The 16564-nt window shown below is 71.3% G+C and carries 16 protein-coding genes; 5 read left to right on the top strand and 11 right to left on the bottom strand.

Annotation, left to right across the window (positions count from 1 at the left end):
- Positions 1 to 18 precede the first annotated feature (18 nt).
- From AB5J55_RS25720 to AB5J55_RS25710, 3 genes are all read left to right on the top strand, one after another.
- On the top strand, positions 19 to 687 hold the full coding sequence (locus AB5J55_RS25720; protein WP_369272897.1) for an MOSC domain-containing protein: 669 nt from the start codon (positions 19 to 21) through the stop codon (positions 685 to 687).
- A 97-nt stretch (positions 688 to 784) separates the two neighbouring features.
- On the top strand, positions 785 to 1558 hold the full coding sequence (locus AB5J55_RS25715; protein WP_369272896.1) for an SDR family NAD(P)-dependent oxidoreductase: 774 nt from the start codon (positions 785 to 787) through the stop codon (positions 1556 to 1558).
- Between the two features lie 91 nt (positions 1559 to 1649).
- Positions 1650 to 2342: an ester cyclase gene (locus tag AB5J55_RS25710; protein ID WP_369272895.1), complete on the top strand. Its 693-nt coding sequence runs from the start codon at positions 1650 to 1652 to the stop codon at positions 2340 to 2342.
- Between the two features lie 147 nt (positions 2343 to 2489).
- Here the strand turns inward: AB5J55_RS25710 and groL are convergent, their stop codons facing one another.
- The 4 genes from groL to AB5J55_RS25690 form a co-directional block, all read right to left on the bottom strand.
- Positions 2490 to 4115 carry a chaperonin GroEL gene (groL, locus tag AB5J55_RS25705; protein ID WP_369272894.1) on the bottom strand — a complete coding sequence of 542 codons (1626 nt, stop codon included), beginning with the start codon at positions 4113 to 4115 and terminating at the stop codon, positions 2490 to 2492.
- Positions 4116 to 4233: 118 nt separating this feature from the next.
- Positions 4234 to 4542: a co-chaperone GroES gene (gene groES / locus AB5J55_RS25700; RefSeq protein WP_003998759.1), complete on the bottom strand. Its 309-nt coding sequence runs from the start codon at positions 4540 to 4542 to the stop codon at positions 4234 to 4236.
- 370 nt (positions 4543 to 4912) lie between these two features.
- A complete protein-coding gene (locus AB5J55_RS25695; protein ID WP_369272893.1) occupies positions 4913 to 5755 on the bottom strand; it encodes a polysaccharide deacetylase family protein in 843 nt (280 codons plus the stop codon).
- Positions 5752 to 6654, bottom strand: coding sequence for a polysaccharide deacetylase family protein (locus AB5J55_RS25690; RefSeq protein WP_369272892.1), 903 nt, complete (start codon positions 6652 to 6654; stop codon positions 5752 to 5754). Before AB5J55_RS25690 ends, AB5J55_RS25695 begins: the two co-directional genes overlap by 4 nt.
- Before the next feature lie 223 nt (positions 6655 to 6877).
- On the opposite strand from AB5J55_RS25690, the gene AB5J55_RS25685 reads away from it, so the two are divergent.
- The gene (locus AB5J55_RS25685; RefSeq protein WP_369276290.1) at positions 6878 to 8047 is read left to right on the top strand and encodes a methyltransferase domain-containing protein; all 1170 of its coding nucleotides are present in this window, start codon (positions 6878 to 6880) and stop codon (positions 8045 to 8047) included.
- On the opposite strand, the gene AB5J55_RS25680 is transcribed toward AB5J55_RS25685, so the two are convergent.
- The 4 genes from AB5J55_RS25680 to AB5J55_RS25665 form a co-directional block, all read right to left on the bottom strand.
- The gene (locus tag AB5J55_RS25680) at positions 8048 to 9319 is read right to left on the bottom strand and encodes an RNA polymerase sigma factor (protein WP_369272891.1); all 1272 of its coding nucleotides are present in this window, start codon (positions 9317 to 9319) and stop codon (positions 8048 to 8050) included.
- Between the two features lie 47 nt (positions 9320 to 9366).
- The gene (locus AB5J55_RS25675; protein WP_362384894.1) at positions 9367 to 9723 is read right to left on the bottom strand and encodes a YciI family protein; all 357 of its coding nucleotides are present in this window, start codon (positions 9721 to 9723) and stop codon (positions 9367 to 9369) included.
- 110 nt (positions 9724 to 9833) lie between these two features.
- The gene (locus AB5J55_RS25670; RefSeq protein ID WP_369272890.1) at positions 9834 to 10898 is read right to left on the bottom strand and encodes an LCP family protein; all 1065 of its coding nucleotides are present in this window, start codon (positions 10896 to 10898) and stop codon (positions 9834 to 9836) included.
- Positions 10899 to 11043: 145 nt separating this feature from the next.
- Entirely contained in the window at positions 11044 to 12129 is a 1086-nt protein-coding gene (locus AB5J55_RS25665) for a LacI family DNA-binding transcriptional regulator (RefSeq protein ID WP_369272889.1), read from the bottom strand.
- 167 nt (positions 12130 to 12296) lie between these two features.
- Here AB5J55_RS25665 and AB5J55_RS25660 point away from each other — a divergent pair, with 167 nt between their 5' ends.
- A complete protein-coding gene (locus tag AB5J55_RS25660) occupies positions 12297 to 14624 on the top strand; it encodes a glycoside hydrolase family 3 N-terminal domain-containing protein (protein ID WP_369272888.1) in 2328 nt (775 codons plus the stop codon).
- A 59-nt stretch (positions 14625 to 14683) separates the two neighbouring features.
- Here AB5J55_RS25660 and AB5J55_RS25655 read toward each other — a convergent pair whose 3' ends face one another.
- From AB5J55_RS25655 to rimI, 3 genes are read right to left on the bottom strand one after another with little or no spacing between them, the layout of a single operon-like run.
- Positions 14684 to 14965: a hypothetical protein gene (locus tag AB5J55_RS25655; RefSeq protein WP_369272887.1), complete on the bottom strand. Its 282-nt coding sequence runs from the start codon at positions 14963 to 14965 to the stop codon at positions 14684 to 14686.
- Entirely contained in the window at positions 14962 to 16080 is a 1119-nt protein-coding gene (gene tsaD, locus AB5J55_RS25650) for a tRNA (adenosine(37)-N6)-threonylcarbamoyltransferase complex transferase subunit TsaD (protein ID WP_369272886.1), read from the bottom strand. The genes AB5J55_RS25655 and tsaD overlap by 4 nt, the downstream gene beginning before the upstream one ends.
- The gene (rimI, locus tag AB5J55_RS25645) at positions 16073 to 16546 is read right to left on the bottom strand and encodes a ribosomal protein S18-alanine N-acetyltransferase (RefSeq protein ID WP_369276289.1); all 474 of its coding nucleotides are present in this window, start codon (positions 16544 to 16546) and stop codon (positions 16073 to 16075) included. Before rimI ends, tsaD begins: the two co-directional genes overlap by 8 nt.
- Positions 16547 to 16564 lie beyond the last annotated feature (18 nt).

Here is a 16564-nt window from a genome sequence, read left to right as displayed (position 1 = left end):
GTCGCCTACCGTGCCGTCATGAAGCTTCTGTCTGTGAATCTGGGCCGCGCGAAGGCGGTGCCGTACACGGATCACGCCGACGGCGTGACCGGCATCGACAAGCAGCCTGCGGCGGGGCCGGTCCTGGTGGCGGCCCCCGGGCCGAAGGGCGTCGGGGGGAGCGGGCTGGCCGGGGACACGGTGTGCGAGAAGCGGCACCACGGCGGCGACGACCAGGCCGTGTACGCGGTCGCGCGCGAGGACCTCGACGACTGGGAGCGCGAGCTCGGGCGGTCGCTGGCGAACGGCGTGTTCGGCGAGAACCTCACGACGTCCGGCCTGGACGTGTCCGGTGCCCTGATCGGAGAGCGCTGGCGGATCGGGCCCGAGGTGGTGCTGGAGGTGACGTGCGGCCGGATTCCCTGTCGTACCTTTCAGGGCCATCTGGGTGAGACGCAGTGGGTGAAGCGTTTCACGGCGAAGGCCGCGCCGGGCGCTTACCTGCGGGTGATCGAGCCGGGTGAGATACGGGCGGGCGACGCGATGGAGATCATCCACCGCCCGGATCACGACGTGACGGTGGCCCTGCAGTTCCGGGCGGTCACGACGGAGCGGAAGCTGCTGCCGCGGCTGCTGGCGGCCGGTGCGGCGCTGCATCCGGAGTCGTTGGCGGCGGCCCGGAAGTATGTGTCCCAGCACGGGGTCTGACCGCGGCTCACCTGCCGGGTATTCGCCAGGGCTTCACCGACTGGGAGGCCCTGTGCAGAGAGCGGACGCGCAGACTCCGGGTCATTAACCTTGCGCCATGACAACGGCTCTCATCACGGGATCGACCGCGGGCATCGGCGCGGCCTTCGCACGGCGGCTGGCCGCCGACGGACACAACCTGGTGCTCGTGGCCCGGGACACCAAGCGGCTGCGGGAGCAGGCGACCGAACTGCACGACCGGCACGGCATCGAGGCGGAGGTCCTGACGGCCGACCTCGCCGAGGACACCGGCATCGAGACGGTCGCCGCCCGCCTCGGCGACCGCAGGAACCCGGTCGACCTGCTGATCAACAACGCCGGCTTCGGCAACAAGGGCCGCTACCTCGACGTCTCCATGGCCGACGAGCTGAAGATGCTCAAGGTGCACTGCGAGGCGGTACTGCGCCTGACGTCGGCGGCGTCGGAGGCGATGCGGGAGCGGGGGCGGGGGGGTGTCGTGAACGTCGCCTCCGTGGCGGCCTTCGTACCGCGCGGCACCTACGGCGCGTCCAAGGCGTGGGTCGTGCAGTTCACGCAGGGCGCGGCGCGGGATCTGGCCGGGAGCGGGGTGCGGCTGATGGCGCTGTGCCCCGGGTTCGTGCGGACCGAGTTCCATGAGCGGGCCGGGATGGGCACGGACAACATCCCGGGGTGGATGTGGCTGGACGCCGACAAGCTGGTGGCGGCTGCGCTCCACGATCTGGCGAAGGGCAAGACGGTGTCGATTCCCGACCCCCGCTACAAGGTCCTGCTGGGCGCGGCGAAGCTGGTGCCGCGAGGGGTGCTCGGGGGGATCAGCTCGCGGACGGGGCGGAAGTACGGGCCGCAGTAGGCGCGTTGGCGAGGGCTGGGCGCCCGGGCCGTCGCGGTGGGAAAATGGTGGTGTCCAGCCGCACCCAGCATGACCGGGAGGCCACGACGCCATGACCTTCGTACAGCTCATCGACTGCAGGACCAGCCGTTTCGACGAGATGAACCGGCTGATGGACAGGTGGGTCGAGCAGACCAAGGGGAAGCGGACGGCGACGCACGACGTCATCGGGAAGGACCGGTCCGACGCGTCGCACTTCATCGAGATCGTGGAGTTTCCGTCGTACGACGAGGCCATGCGGAACTCCGAGCTGCCCGAGACCGACAGGATCTTCCAGGAGATGGTGGCGCTCTGCGACGAGCCGCCCGTCTTCACCGATCTGGACGTGGTGCGCGACGAGCAGCTGAACGTCCTGGCCGCGCGGACCTTCTTCGAGGCCATGGGCAGGATGGCGCCGGAGCGGATCGGTGAGCACCTCACGGACGACTATGTGGATCACGATCCGTCGTATCCGCGGCCGGTGCAGGGCGTCGACGGCATGCGCGAGGTGTATGCGGGGTGGCGGGGCGCCTTCGACTTCACCTTCCGGATCGACGACCAGATGGCCCAGGACGACCAGGTGTGCACGCGGTGGATGTGGGTCGCGCGGCACAAGGGCGAGTTCCTGGGGATCCTGCCGACCGGGCAGGACGTTGCCATGCAGGGCATGACCTGGCAGCGGTTCAGGGACGGCAGGATCTGCGAGAGCCGCTGGCTCTACGACCGGGCGGGTCTGCTGGAGCAACTGGGGGTACTCGGCGAGTGAAGCCCGCGAAGGGGAAGGCCCCGGTCCCGCGCGAGAGTGCGGGACCGGGGCCTTCTGCGTGCGGATGAGCCGCTGGGCTCAGCGCGCGTGAGCTGCTGGGCTCAGCGCGCGTGAGCTGCTGGGCTCAGCGCGCGTGAGCTGCTGGGCTCAGTGGGCGTGCCCGTGGCCGTGGCCACCGGCCGCCGGCTCCTCCTCTTCCTTCTTCTCGACGACCAGGGTCTCGGTCGTCAGGAGGAGGGAGGCGATGGAGGCGGCGTTCTCCAGGGCGGAGCGGGTGACCTTGACCGGGTCGATGACGCCGGCCTTGACCAGGTCGCCGTACTCGCCGGTCGCGGCGTTGAAGCCCTGGCCCTTGTCGAGCTCGGCGACCTTGGAGGTGATGACGTAGCCCTCCAGGCCGGCGTTCTCGGCGATCCAGCGCAGCGGCTCGACGGCGGCCTTGCGGACGACCGCGACACCGGTGGCCTCGTCGCCGGTCTTGTCGAGGTTGCCCTCGAGGACCTTCACGGCGTGGACCAGAGCGGAGCCACCACCGGAGACGATGCCCTCCTCGACCGCGGCGCGGGTCGCGGAGATGGCGTCCTCCAGACGGTGCTTCTTCTCCTTCAGCTCCACCTCGGTGGCGGCGCCGACCTTGATCACGCACACGCCGCCGGCCAGCTTCGCGAGGCGCTCCTGGAGCTTCTCGCGGTCCCAGTCGGAGTCGGTGTTCTCGATCTCGGCCTTGATCTGGGCGACGCGGCCCTGCACGTCCTCGGACTTGCCGGCGCCGTCGACGATCGTGGTGTCGTCCTTGGTGACGGTGATCCGGCGAGCGGAACCGAGCACCTCCAGGCCGACCTGGTCGAGCTTGAGGCCGACCTCCTCGGAGATGACCGTGGCGCCGGTGAGGGTCGCCATGTCCTGCAGCATCGCCTTGCGGCGGTCACCGAAGCCGGGGGCCTTGACCGCGACCGCGTTGAAGGTGCCGCGGATCTTGTTCACGACCAGGGTCGACAGAGCCTCGCCGTCGACGTCCTCGGCGATGATCAGCAGCGGCTTCGAGGCACCGGCCTGGATGACCTTCTCCAGCAGCGGCAGCAGGTCCGCGATGGAGGAGATCTTGCCCTGGTTGATGAGGACGTACGGGTCCTCCAGGACGGCCTCCATGCGCTCCTGGTCCGTCACGAAGTACGGCGACAGGTAGCCCTTGTCGAAGGCCATGCCCTCGGTGAAGTCCAGCTCCAGACCGAAGGTGTTGGACTCCTCGACGGTGATGACACCGTCCTTGCCGACCTTGTCCATCGCCTCGGCGATGAGCTCGCCGACCTGCGTGTCCTGGGCCGACAGACCGGCGACGGCGGCGATGTCGGACTTCTCGTCGATCGGGCGGGCGGTCGCGAGGAGCTCCTCGGAGACCGCGGCCACGGCCGCGTCGATGCCCTTCTTCAGCAGCGCCGGGGAAGCACCCGCGGCGACGTTCTTCAGGCCCTCGCGCACCAGCGCCTGGGCGAGCACGGTGGCGGTGGTCGTACCGTCACCCGCGATGTCGTTGGTCTTGGTCGCCACCTCCTTCACCAGCTGGGCGCCGAGGTTCTCGTACGGGTCCTCGACCTCGACCTCACGGGCGATGGTGACGCCGTCGTTGGTGATGGTGGGCGCGCCGAACTTCTTGTCGATGACGACGTTGCGGCCCTTGGGGCCGATCGTCACCTTGACCGTGTCGGCCAGCTTGTTGACGCCGCGCTCAAGGGCGCGACGGGCGTCCTCGTCGAACTTCAGGATCTTCGCCATGGGAGCGGTTCAGCCCTCTCGGAAAACGTGGGTGAAACGAACTGCGCCCCGGACGCCCGGCTTCATAAGGTCGCGGGGGCCCGGGGCGCAGCTCACAAGCAAAAGTGCTTGAAGTGAATTACTTCTCGATGATCGCGAGCACGTCGCGAGCCGAGAGGACGAGGTACTCCTCGCCGTTGTACTTCACCTCGGTGCCGCCGTACTTGCTGTACAGCACGATGTCGCCGGTCTTGACGTCGAGCGGCAGGCGCTCGCCGTTCTCGAAGCGGCCCGGGCCCACGGCCAGGACGACGCCCTCCTGGGGCTTCTCCTTGGCGGTGTCCGGGATGACCAGGCCAGAGGCGGTGGTCTGCTCGGCGTCGAGCGGCTGGACCACAATGCGGTCCTCGAGCGGCTTGATGGCAACCTTGGAGCTGGTGGTCGTCACGATCCGACCTCCCCCTTCGGAGATCTCACGGGGTTAACTGTCTGAGGTGGCGACCAGGTGGATCCGTCGTCGCGGGTGCCGGACCTGCCCGTCGCGTAGTTGGCACTCTCCAGTGGGGAGTGCCAGACCCGAGACTATGACCGCGATTAGCACTCGGTCAAGCGGACTGCTAATTCGCTGCGCTGGCCGAGCCGCGTTCGGGTGACTGGCGCCGGCGGTGAGCGGCGCTGCCGGTGACCGGTGTTGCCGTGGCGCCTGGGGGCTGCCGCCCCCAGACCCCGCCATCGGCCTGAACGGCCTCGTCCTCAAAGCCGGACGGGCTGAATTTGCCTGGACCGGCGCCGAAAAGGATCCCTCAGACGCCTGGCCCTCAGATGTAGTCCTCCAACCGGCCCACCGTCAGCCCCCGCCCCTGGATCTCCCGGAGCAGCCTCGTCGTCCGCTCTCTCAGCGTGAGCCCGGCCGGCTCGCCCGAGGGGACGGACACGATGTCCCCGGCGCGCAGGCGGCGGGGGCCGTGCGCGTACGTCAGTTCGCCGTCGCCCTCCATCGCCGCCCGCCACAGCACGACCGCCGTCACCCCGCAGTGGGCCGCGGCACGGAGCGTGGTCGTGTCGTACGTGCCGTAGGGCGGGCGGAAGAGGCGGGGGCGGATGCCGAAGCGGGCGCGGAGCTTGTTCTGCTGGCCGCAGATCTCGGCGCGCTGGCCGGCGTACGGCAGGCCGCGCAGGGCGGCGTGGTCGAGGGTGTGGTTCTGGATCGACGCGCCCACCGAGCGCAGGCGCGCGAAGTGGCCGTAGCCCGGGCCCACCACGCTGTCCGTGAGGAACATGCTGACGGGCAGCCGTAGTTCACGGACCATGTCGACGAAGCGGGGGTCCTTCTCGGCGCCGTCGTCGTAGGTGAGGAAGACGACCTTGTCGCGGGTGGGCGCGCGGTGCACGACGGGCAGGGGGTGGCCGCCGGGCGGCCCGAGCCGCAGCCGGCGGCCGGGCGGGGGCGGTGGCGCGGCGAGTGGGGCGGCCAGGCCCCAGCGGCGGTACGGCTGTGTCGTGTGCGTCGGGCTGTCCGCCGGCCGTGTGCTGTGGGCCGCCCTGTCGCCCGGCTTCGCACCGCCGGGGGCGATCGGACCGGCCGGCTGCGCGCACCCGGCGAGCAGCAGTGAACCCAGCACCACGAGCGCCACGGCCCACAGGCCGGGCGTTCGCCTCACAGGTAGTCCTCGAGCCGGGCCACCGCGTACCCCTCGGCCGTCACCTTGTTCAGGAACCGGCGGATCATGTCGGGCATTGTGCCCTTCCAGTCCTCCCGGCCCCGGAAGTGAGTGAGGACGATGTCACCCGATCGGATCTTCCGGTCCCACTCGCGGTACTCCCAGTGGTCGACGAAGACCTCCTCGTTCCACAGCGGGACGTACTCGATGCCGCAGGACTTCGCGGCGCGCAGGCTGTCCTTGTCGTAGTTCCCGAAGGGCGGGCGGAAGAGCAGCGGCGCCTTGCCGTAGCGCTCCTCGATGACCTCCTGCATGCCGCAGATCTCGTACTGCTGACGGCGGTAGGAGAGGGCGGGGAGGTAGGGGTGGTGGAGGGTGTGGTTGTTCAGGGCCACGCCGCTGCGCTGCATCCGCTTGAAGTAGCCGTAGTCGTCCTTGATCACGTAGTCGCTGAGGAAGGCGGTGTACGGCACCTTCAGGTCGTCCATCATCCGCAGGAAGACAGGATCCTTCTCGGCGCCGTCGTCGATGGTGAGGAAGACGACCCGCTGCTTGGTGGGGATGGTCGTGAAGACCGGCGGGAGACCGAGCTCCTCGTGCCCGTCGACCTCGAAGCCCTCGCGGGTGGTGATCTTCGGCTTGGTGGCGGGTGGGGGCGGGGGCGTGAGCGGGATTCTCGACAGGCCCCAGCGTTTCGCGGCGGCGGCCCGGGCGGCGACGGACTGCGCCGAGTTGAACTTCTTCGAGTGCGCGCCGGGGGTGTTCACGGCGTGCGGGCCCGGGCTGGTGGCCGGGGGCGGCGCCTTGAGGGGCTGCCGGCTCGGGGTGGGGTGTGCGGGCCCGGATGCGCCTGTGCCCGCCGGCGCGCAGCCCGCGGCGATGGCGGCGACGGCGAGCACGGCGACGGCTCCGCGGGCCCGTGAACCTGCCGCCGCCCGGCCACACCGCCCTGCGGATGCCCCATTGGAGCTACTTTTGTCATTTTGTACTACTAGTCGCATGGTGCGGGATCTTCGCAGGCGCCCGACCCGAAGCCGGGCCGACACCGCCGTCGAGGGACGCACCATCCACCGACTGGCCCACAGTGAGCGGCCGGTCCGCCGGCTGGCGGACAATGACCCGGTGAACGACCTCGCCGCCTTCTTCTCCCTCCTCACCCCCGAGGGCCGCGCCCTCCTCGACGCCGTACGCGACACCGACCCAGCCGACGAACTCGCCGTCGCCACCCGGCTGCGCCGCGAGCACCCCGCCGGACTGGTGTCGGCGGCGCTCGGGCAGGCGCGGCTGCGGCAGCGGGCGGTGGCGAAGTTCGGGGCCGCGGACGCGGGGCGGATGTTCTTCACCCCGAACGGCGTCGAGCAGTCGACGCGGGCGAGTGTCGCGGCGTACCGGGCCGACCGGATGAAGGAGCTGGGGGTGAGCTCGGTCGCCGACCTGTGCTGCGGGATCGGGGGCGACGCGATCGCGTTGGCGCGGGCCGGGATACGGGTGCTGGCGGTGGACCGCGATCCGGTGACGGCGGCCGTGGCGCGGGCGAATGCGGAGGTCCTCGGGCTCACCCGCCTGGTCGAGGTGCGGGAGGCGGACGTCACCGAGGTGGACGTCTCGGGCTACGGCGCCGTGTTCGTCGATCCCGCCCGACGGGGCGGCCGCGGGAGGATCTTCGATCCGGAGGCGTACTCGCCGCCGCTGTCCTGGGCCGTCGAGACGGCCCGCAAGGCACCCCGAGCCGCGCTGAAGATCGCGCCCGGGATCCCGCACGAGGCGATCCCGGCGGACGCCGAGGCCGAGTGGATCTCGGACGGCGGGGACGTGAAGGAAGCCGTGCTGTGGTTCGGGACCGATCCCGGGGCCGTTCGCGCCACCCTGCTGCCGGGACCGCGCTCACTGCTCTCCCGAGGCCTCCCCGACCCCGAAGTCCGCTCGGTCGGACGGTACTTGTACGAGCCGGACGGCGCCGCCATCCGCGCCCATCTGGTCGCCGAGGTCGCCCAGCAGCTGGACGGCGGCCTGATCGACGCGACCATCGCGTACGTCACGGCGGACGAGCTGCGGCCGACGCCGTACGCCGCCGCCTACGAGATCACCGATCGACTCCCCTTCAACGTGAAGAAGTTGAAGGCACTGCTGCGGGAGCGCGAGGTCGGCATCCTGACCGTGAAGAAGCGCGGATCGGCGGTCGAGCCGGAGGAACTGCGCAAGAAGGTCAAGCCTCAGGGGCCCAACGCGGCGACCGTGTTCCTGACCCGGGTGGCGGGGGCGCCGACGATGCTGGTCGGGCGGCCCGCGTAGTCAGGCCTCCTCGCCGGCCGCTCGCTTCTGCAGCATCTCCCGCTCCCGCTCGTTGCGCGTCAGCCGCGCCGCCCGCTCGAACTCCGCCCGCGCCTGCGCCGTACGGCCGAGACGCAGCAGCAGATCGCCGCGCACGCTCGGCAGCAAGTGGTAGTCCCGCAGCGCCGGTTCGGAAGCGATCGCGTCGACGATCTCCAGCGCGGGCTCCGGCCCCTGCGCCATCGAGACGGCCACCGCGCGGTTCAACTCGACCACGGGGGACGGGGAGCGGGCGGACAGCAGCGCGTACAGGGTGGCGATGGTCGTCCAGTCGGTCTCCTCGTAGGTGTACGCGTGCGCGTGGCAGGCGGCGATCGCGGCCTGGAGGGCGTACGGCCCGGGCGCTCCCGTGGCGGTGGCGCCCGCGCGGTCCAGCGCCGCGATGCCGCGGGCGATGAGCATGCGGTTCCAGCGGCTGCGGTTCTGGTCCTTGAGGAGGATCGGCTCGCCGGACGGGCCGGTGCGGGCCGCCGCGCGGGACGCCTGGAACTCGAGAAGGGAGGTCAGGCCGTGGACCTCGGGCTCCTTGGGCATCAGTCCCGACAGCACGCGGGCCAGCCGCAGCGCGTCCTCGCACAGCGACGGGCGCAGCCAGTCGTCGCCGGCCGTGGCGGCGTACCCCTCATTGAAGATCAGGTAGATGACGTCCAGGACCGAGCCGAGGCGTGCCGCGCGGTCGGGGCCGTACGGCACCTCGAAGGCGACGTTCCTGGTCGCCAGGGTGCGCTTGGCGCGGACGATCCGCTGGGCGACCGTGGCCTCCGGCACCAGGAACGCCCGGGCGATCTCCGGCGTCGTCAGGCCGCCGAGGAGTCGCAGGGTGAGGGCGATGCGGGCCTGCGGCGCCAGCACCGGATGGCACGTGGTGAACACCAGCCGCAGCAGGTCGTCGTCGATGTCGTCGGGGTCATGGAGGGCGGACGGCTCCTCGGGCGGTGCCGTCGTCTCCAGGTCGCGGCCGATCTGCGCGAGCTTGCGGGCGTAGTTCTCGCGGCGGCGGATCAGGTCCACGGCGCGGTGCCGGGCGGCGGCCATGAGCCAGGCGCCGGGGTTGTCGGGGACGCCGTCGCGGGGCCACTGCTCCAGCGCGGCGACCAGCGCGTCCTGCGCGAGTTCCTCGGCGATCCCGACGTCGCGGACCATCCGGGCGACGGCGGCGATCACACGAGGAGACTCGATGCGGAAGACGGTCTCGATGGTGCCGTGCGGGTCTGCGGTGGGCTGCGGGGTCACAGCCCACCATGCAACACCCGTACGGCCGGGTATCCAAGGAAGCCGGATCAGCCCTCGGCGATCTCCCGCACCTCGCAGGTGACCTGCCAGCCCTCCCCGTGGACCTTCACGAACCGCGAGGCCCACTCCAGCGCCTCGGCCTTGTCCTTGCACTGCGTGATCGCGTAGCCGCCGATGACCTCCTTGGACTCGGTGAAGGGCCCGTCGGTGACGGAGACGTTCGCGCCGTCCCAGTGCACGCGGGTGCCCTGCGCCGACGGGGTGAGACCGGCGGTGTCGAGCATGACGCCGGCCTTGGTGATCTCCTCCAGCAGCTCCCCCATGCGCTGCATCATCTCGGGGCTCGGGCCCTCGGCGGGGGCGGTGGACTCGTCGATCCGGACGAGCGACAGGTAGCGCGGCATGGTGACTCCTCAGGGGCGGTGACCGGGTCCTTCCCGGCTCTCACCCCTGCGTCGAACGGGCGGCCGCCGGATCGACACGCTCCCCGGATTCTTTCGAAGATCTTTTGCCGTCACCGCAACGACTCCCACAACTCCCCCGCCTCCGGCTCCTGAGCCACCACCCGGTTGCGGTCCGACGGCGCCGGCACCACCGGCATCGTCACCGTTCGAACGGTGTCCGACGACAGCCCCTGCAGGCTCCGCCCCAGCTCCGTCAGCTCGCCCAGTGAGTCCAGACCCGTGTCGGTCGTCAGGCTGCCCGTCACCGCGTCGGCGACACGGTAGAGGCGGGCCGGGTCGGTGAGGAGGTCGGTGGCGGAGATCTGGTCCAGCAGTGCCGTCACCAGCTGCTGTTGCAGGCCTATACGGCCGAGGTCGCTGCCGTCGCCTACGCCGTGCCGGGTGCGGGCGAGGGCCAACGCCTGGGTGCCGTCCAGGTGATGCGTGCCCGCTTCGAGGGTCAGGTGGCTGTCCTCGTCGTCGATGTCCTCGTCCGTCGTGACGGTGACGCCGCCCAGCGCGTCCACCAGCTTCGCGAAGCCCGAGAAGTCGATCTCGATGTAGTGGTCCATGCGGACGTCCGTGAGCGACTCGACCGTCTTGACCGCACAGACGGGGCCACCGAGCGCGTACGCGCTGTTGAACATCGTGCTGTACGCCACCTCCGTCGAACCGCCCGACGGCAGCGGGCAGGACGGGCGGGTGACCAGGGTGTCGCGCGGGATGCTGACGACGGTCGCCCCGGTACGGCCGGCGTCGATGTGCACCACCATCGCCGTGTCCGAGCGGGCGCCGGTGCTGCTGCCCCCGCCCAGCTTCCGGTTCTCCTCGCCGGTGCGCGAGTCAGAGCCCAGGACGAGGATGTTCAGGGAGCCGGTGGGCAGCGCGGAGGCCGAAGCCGACGGGACCGGTGTCGTCCGGCCGCTCAGGGGGCGGTCGTCGCCGAGGGCGCTGTCGATGTCGACGCTCTTGATGTTGTGGTTCAGGTGCCAGTAGGCCCAGCTCACGGCAGCCGCGCCCAGCACCAGGGCGCCCCCGAGGACAAGTCCGGCCGCCTTCAGCGCCGTCGACCGCCGACTCGCCCGCCCACCGAAGACCCCGTCCGCTTCCCGCCCGTTCGCCCCAAGTCCCGTCACAGGCAGGAACGTACGTCCGAATTATTACGGGCAGGAGCGGCAGGACGCCTTTTCTTCGGAAATTCTCAGACTTCCAGGAGACCCCGGTCACGGCACACCCGAAAGTTTCGGCCGACCAACCGACTTGCTTCGACGCAGCGTGGGGCTAAGCCGCCGGCGGCTCCCCCGTACTGCTCCGCACCACCAGGCTCGTCGCCAGCTCCACCCGCGTCGCCACCGGCACCCCCTCCTCCCGCGCAAGGTCGAGGACCAGCTTCGCCGCCGCCTCCGCCATCTCCGTCAGCGGCTGCCGTACGGTCGTCAGCGGCGGTCCCACCCAGCGCGCGATCGGCAGATCGTCGAAGCCGACCACGCTCAGGTCCTCCGGAATGCGCAGCCCCAGCTCGCGCGCGGCCTCGTACAGCCCGAGCGCCTGAAGGTCGTTGCCGGCGAAGACGGCGGTCGGCCGGTCCGGGCGGCGCAGCAGCTCCAGGCCCTGCCGGTAGCCGGTCTCGTGGTGGAAGTCGCCGGGCCGGATCAGGTCCGCCTCGACCGGGAGCCCGGCCGTCTCCAGAGCGGCGCGGTAGCCGTCGACGCGCGCGCGGCTGCACATCATGCGGGACGGCCCGGTGATCGCGCCGATCCTGCGGTGCCCGAGCTCCACCAGATGCCGGGTGGCGGCAAGCCCTCCCTGCCAGTTGGTCGCCCCGATGGACGGTACGTCGGCGCCCGGGTCGCCCGCCGGGTCCATCACCACGAACGGGATCGAACGGCTGGTCAGCAGGGCACGCTGGGACTCGTCGAGCCCGGACAGCACCAGGATCACGCCGTGCGGGCGCCGTGCGGCGACCTGGTCGGCCCATGTCCTGCCCGGCGTCAGCCGCCCGGCGCTCTCGCTCAGCACGACACTCAGCCCCGCGTCGCGGGCGACGTTCTCCACGCCCCGGATGACCTCCATCGCCCACGCGCTCTCCAACTCGTGGAAGACCAGGTCGATCAGGGGTGAGCGGCTCGCCTCGGCCCGCCGTCGGCGGTAGCCGTGGGCGCGCAGCAGTTCCTCGACGCGGGTGCGGGTGGCCGGGGCGACGTCGGCGCGTCCGTTGAGGACCTTCGAAACTGTCGGCGCGGACACGCCGGCCTCGCGGGCGATCTCGGCGAGCGTCGCGGTCTGGGTGGACCGGCCGGTCGACGGTGGTGTCGTCCGGGTTTCACGCGTTGTGGTCCGGGTTTCGGCGGGCTCCGAGGGTGTCATGGCGGCGATCGTATCCCTGCGCGACCTCTTGACGAACCCTTCTCACCGCACCTAGGTTCCCGGAACATTCGAGGTGAACAACGAAACATTCGCGCGAGGCTCATGAGAGGGCCTCCCAGCCGCCGCCCGGCCAGGAGTTTCATGACCACCGCCCGGACAGGAGTTTCATGACCACCGCCCCCTGGCGCGACCCCGCCCTGCCCGCCGCCGCCCGCGTCGACGACCTCCTCTCCCGGATGACCCTGCGGGAGAAGACCGCCCAGCTGTACGGCGTATGGGTGGGCGCCGCCACGGACGGCGCGGCTCGGGCCGAGGGAGTCGCCCCGCACCAGCACGACATGACCGCCGACTACGACTGGGCCGAGCTGATCGCCCACGGCCTCGGCCAGCTCACCCGCTCCTTCGGCACCGCTCCCGTCGACCCGGCGCCGGCCGCGCAGGCACTGGCCCGTGCCCAGCGCCGGATCGCCGGGGCGGGCCGCTTCGGCATCCCGGCGGTGGCCCACGAGGAGTGCCTGGCGGGCTTCACGGCATGGCAGGCCACGGCCTACCCGGTACCGCTCGCCTGGGGAGCCACCTTCGACCCCCCGCTCATCGAGGAGATGGCCGCCCGCATCGGCCAGGACCTGCGCTCGGCCGGCGTCCACCAGGGTCTCGCCCCCGTCCTGGACGTCGTACGCGATCCGCGCTGGGGCCGCGTCGAAGAGACCATCGGCGAGGACCCGTACCTGACCGGCACGATCGGCACGGCCTATGTCCGGGGGCTGGAGTCGGCCGGCGTGATCGCCACGCTCAAGCACTTCGCCGGGTACGCGTCCTCCGCGGGCGCCCGCAACCTCGCACCCGTGCGGGCGGGCATCCGCGAGTTCGCGGACGTGACACTGCCTCCCTTCGAGATGGCACTGCGCGAGGGCGGGGCCCGGTCGGTGATGGCGGCGTACAACGAGACGGACGGGGTGCCAGCGTCGGCGGACCCGGCACTGCTGACCGAACTCCTCCGCGCGGAATGGGGTTTCACGGGCACGGTGGTAGCCGACTATTTCGGCATCGGCTTCCTGGAGACGCTGCACCGAGTGGCGGGCAGTGCGGGGGAGGCGGCGCACGCGGCGCTGGCGGCGGGCATCGACGTGGAACTCCCCACCCTGAAGTGCTACGGGAAACCCCTTCTGGAGGCCGTCCGGTCGGGCGAGGTCGCGGAGGAACTGGTGGACCGGGCGGCCCGCCGAGTCCTGCTCCAGAAGTGCGAGTTGGGTCTCCTGGACGAGGACTGGACGCCGGAGCCGAGGACGGCTGACCTCGACCTGGACTCGGCTGCGAACCGCGCTTTGGCTCGGCGCGTGGCCGAGGAGTCGGTGGTGCTCCTGGACAACCCGGACGGCGCCCTGCCCCTCTCCCCCGACGCCCGTATCGCGGTCGTGGGCCCGCGTGCCGCGGACGCGTTGGCGATGCTGGGCTGCTACTCATTCCCGTCCCACGTCCTCACGCACCACCCCGAGGTGCCGATGGGCATCGAGATCCCGACGCTCCTGGAGGCGTTGCGCACCGAACTCCCTGACGCCAAGGTGACGTTCGCCGAGGGCTGCGCGGTCTCCGACCCGGACACGGCAGGCTTCGAGGAGGCGGTGGCACGGGCGTCGGAGGCGGACGTGTGCCTGGCGGTGCTGGGCGACAGGGCCGGCCTGTTCGGGCGGGGCACGTCGGGCGAGGGCTGCGATGTGACGGACCTGCGGCTGCCGGGTGCTCAGGGTGACTTGCTGGACGCGCTGATCGCCACCGGCGTCCCGGTGGTGCTGGTGCTGCTGACCGGTCGGCCGTACGCCCTGGGCCGCTGGCAGGGGCGGCTCGCGGCGGTCGTCCAGGCGTTCTTCCCCGGGGAGGAGGGCGGGTCGGCGGTGGCCGGAGTGCTGTCGGGCCGGGTCAACCCGTCGGGACGGCTACCGGTGAGCGTGCCGCGGGAGCCGGGCGGGCAGCCGTGGACGTACCTCCAGCCGCCGTTGGGGCTGGCGGGAGAGGTGAGCAATCTCGACCCGACGCCGCTGTACGCGTTCGGGCACGGAGGGTCGTACACGTCGTTCACATGGGGGGACTTCACGGGCGGGGACGACCCGGCGGAGATCGGCACGGACGGTTCCCACGAGGTGTCGGTGACGGTCCGCAACGCCGGCGACCGGGCGGGCGCGGAGGTGGTCCAGCTGTACCTGCACGATCCAGTGGCGTCGGTGACGCGGCCGGATGTGCGGCTGATCGGTTACCAGCGGGTCGAACTGGGGGTGGGTGAAGCGAGCCGGGTGACCTTCCGCTTCCACGCGGACCTGTCGTCCTTCACGGACCGTTCGGGGCGCCGGATCGTCGAACCGGGGGTTCTGGAACTGCGGCTGGCGGCGTCGAGCTCGGACGTACGGCATACGGCACGGCTCCACCTCACCGGCGCTGTACGGGAGGTGGGGGCGGGTCGGCGGCTCCGGTGCGAGGCGGAGGTGTCGGGGCCTGGGTGACTTGTGTCAGGATGCGGGCGATCTCCGACAGGTCGTCCTCATCCCGGTCCTCCACTGCTTCACGCCCCCTCGGAGTCCCGCCCCGGCCAGGTGTCCACCGACTCGAACCGCCACCGGTGCACGGCCCGAATCACCAACTCCCCGTCCGGCTCGGGGAGTTCGGGTAGCTCTGCGTCGTACTCCGCATCCCACCACGTGATGACGAGCACCCGGTCCTGCGGTGCGCGGAAGGTCTCTTGGCGCAGGGGCCGTGCGGCCAACTCCTGCGCCCGGGCCCAGTCGAGCAGGGCCTCGCCCCGGCCGGGAACCGCCCGCGCCTCCCACATCAGCGCGACCGTCACGAGTAGAGGTTCTCCTTGCTGACCTCGTGCACATGGTCATGGCTGTGGTCGTGCGCAGGAGGCGTACCCGGCACATGAGGGTCCGTCACCGGCAGCGAGGAGTCCGCCGACAGGTCCCAGCTGGACGCCGGCCGGTTCCGGGCCACCATCTCCGCGCCGAGGGCCGCCACCATCGCCCCGTTGTCCGTGCACAGCTTCGGCCGGGGTACCCGCAGCCGGAGGCCGGCCCGCTCGCAGCGTTCCTGGGCGAGGGCCCGCAGGCGGGAGTTGGCCGCGACGCCGCCGCCGATCATCAGGTGGTCGACGCCCTCGTCCTTGCAGGCGCGGACGGCCTTGCGGGTCAGCACGTCGACGACCGCCTCCTGGAAAGAGGCCGCGACATCGCGCACCGGCACCTCCTCGCCCGCCGCCCGCTTGGCCTCGATCCAGCGGGCCACCGCCGTCTTGAGGCCGGAGAAGGAGAAGTCGTACGCCGGATCGCGCGGCCCGGTCAGTCCGCGCGGGAACGCGATCGCCTGCGGGTCGCCCTCGCGCGCGTACCGGTCGATGACCGGACCGCCCGGGAAGCCCAGGTTCAGCACCCGGGCGATCTTGTCGAAGGCCTCGCCCGCCGCGTCGTCGATCGTGGCGCCCATCGGGCGGACGTCGGAGGTGATGTCCGACGACAGCAGGAGCGACGAGTGGCCGCCGCTCACCAGCAGTGCCATCGTCGGCTCCGGCAGCGCCCCGTGCTCCAGCTGGTCCACGCAGATGTGCGAGGCGAGGTGGTTGACGCCGTAGAGCGGCTTGCCCAGCGCGTAGGCGTACGCCTTCGCCGCCGATACGCCGACCAGCAGCGCGCCCGCCAGACCCGGGCCGGCCGTCACCGCGATGCCGTCCAGGTCGCGGGCGCTCACGCCCGCCTCCTTCAGCGCGCGGTCGATGGTCGGGACCATCGCCTCCAGGTGCGCCCGGGAGGCGACCTCCGGCACGACGCCGCCGAAGCGGGCGTGCTCGTCGACGCTGGAGGCGACGGCGTCGGCGAGCAGGGTGGTACCGCGGACGATGCCGACGCCGGTCTCGTCGCAGGAGGTCTCGATGCCGAGGACTAGGGGTTCGTCCCGCGAGTCAGCCATTGATCTCGGTTCCTTGTACGGAGTTTGCAGGGTCGGTCAGTCTCATCACCAGGGCGTCCACGTTCCCCGGCTGGTAGTAGCCGCGCCGGAAGCCGATGGCCTCGAAGCCGTAGCGCTCGTAGAGCTTCTGCGCACGGACGTTGTCCACGCGGCACTCCAGCATCACTTCGGCGCACTCGAAGTCGGTCGCGGCCCGCAGCAGTTCGGTGAGGAGACGGCCGCCGAGCCCCGTCCCCCAGTGGTCACGGGCGACGGCGATGGTCTGGACGTCGGCCAGTTCTCCGGCGGACGCGAGGCCGGCGTATCCGACGAGCCGTTCGCCGTTCTCGGCGACGACGTAGCGCCGTGTCGCCCCGGGCCCGCGCGAGTGGGCCAGCTCGGACCAGAACATGCCCCGGGACCAGGCGTCCTCGGGGAACAGCTCCTTCTCCAGGCCCAGCACCGCGTCGATGTCCCACCAGCGCATCTCGCGCAGCACGGAACC

Origin of the sequence: Streptomyces sp. R11, assembly GCF_041051905.1 — a bacterium.
In the GTDB taxonomy this organism is placed as follows: domain Bacteria; phylum Actinomycetota; class Actinomycetes; order Streptomycetales; family Streptomycetaceae; genus Streptomyces.
Note: the sequence above shows the minus strand (reverse complement) of the source record. Positions and strands in the feature narration are given on the sequence as shown.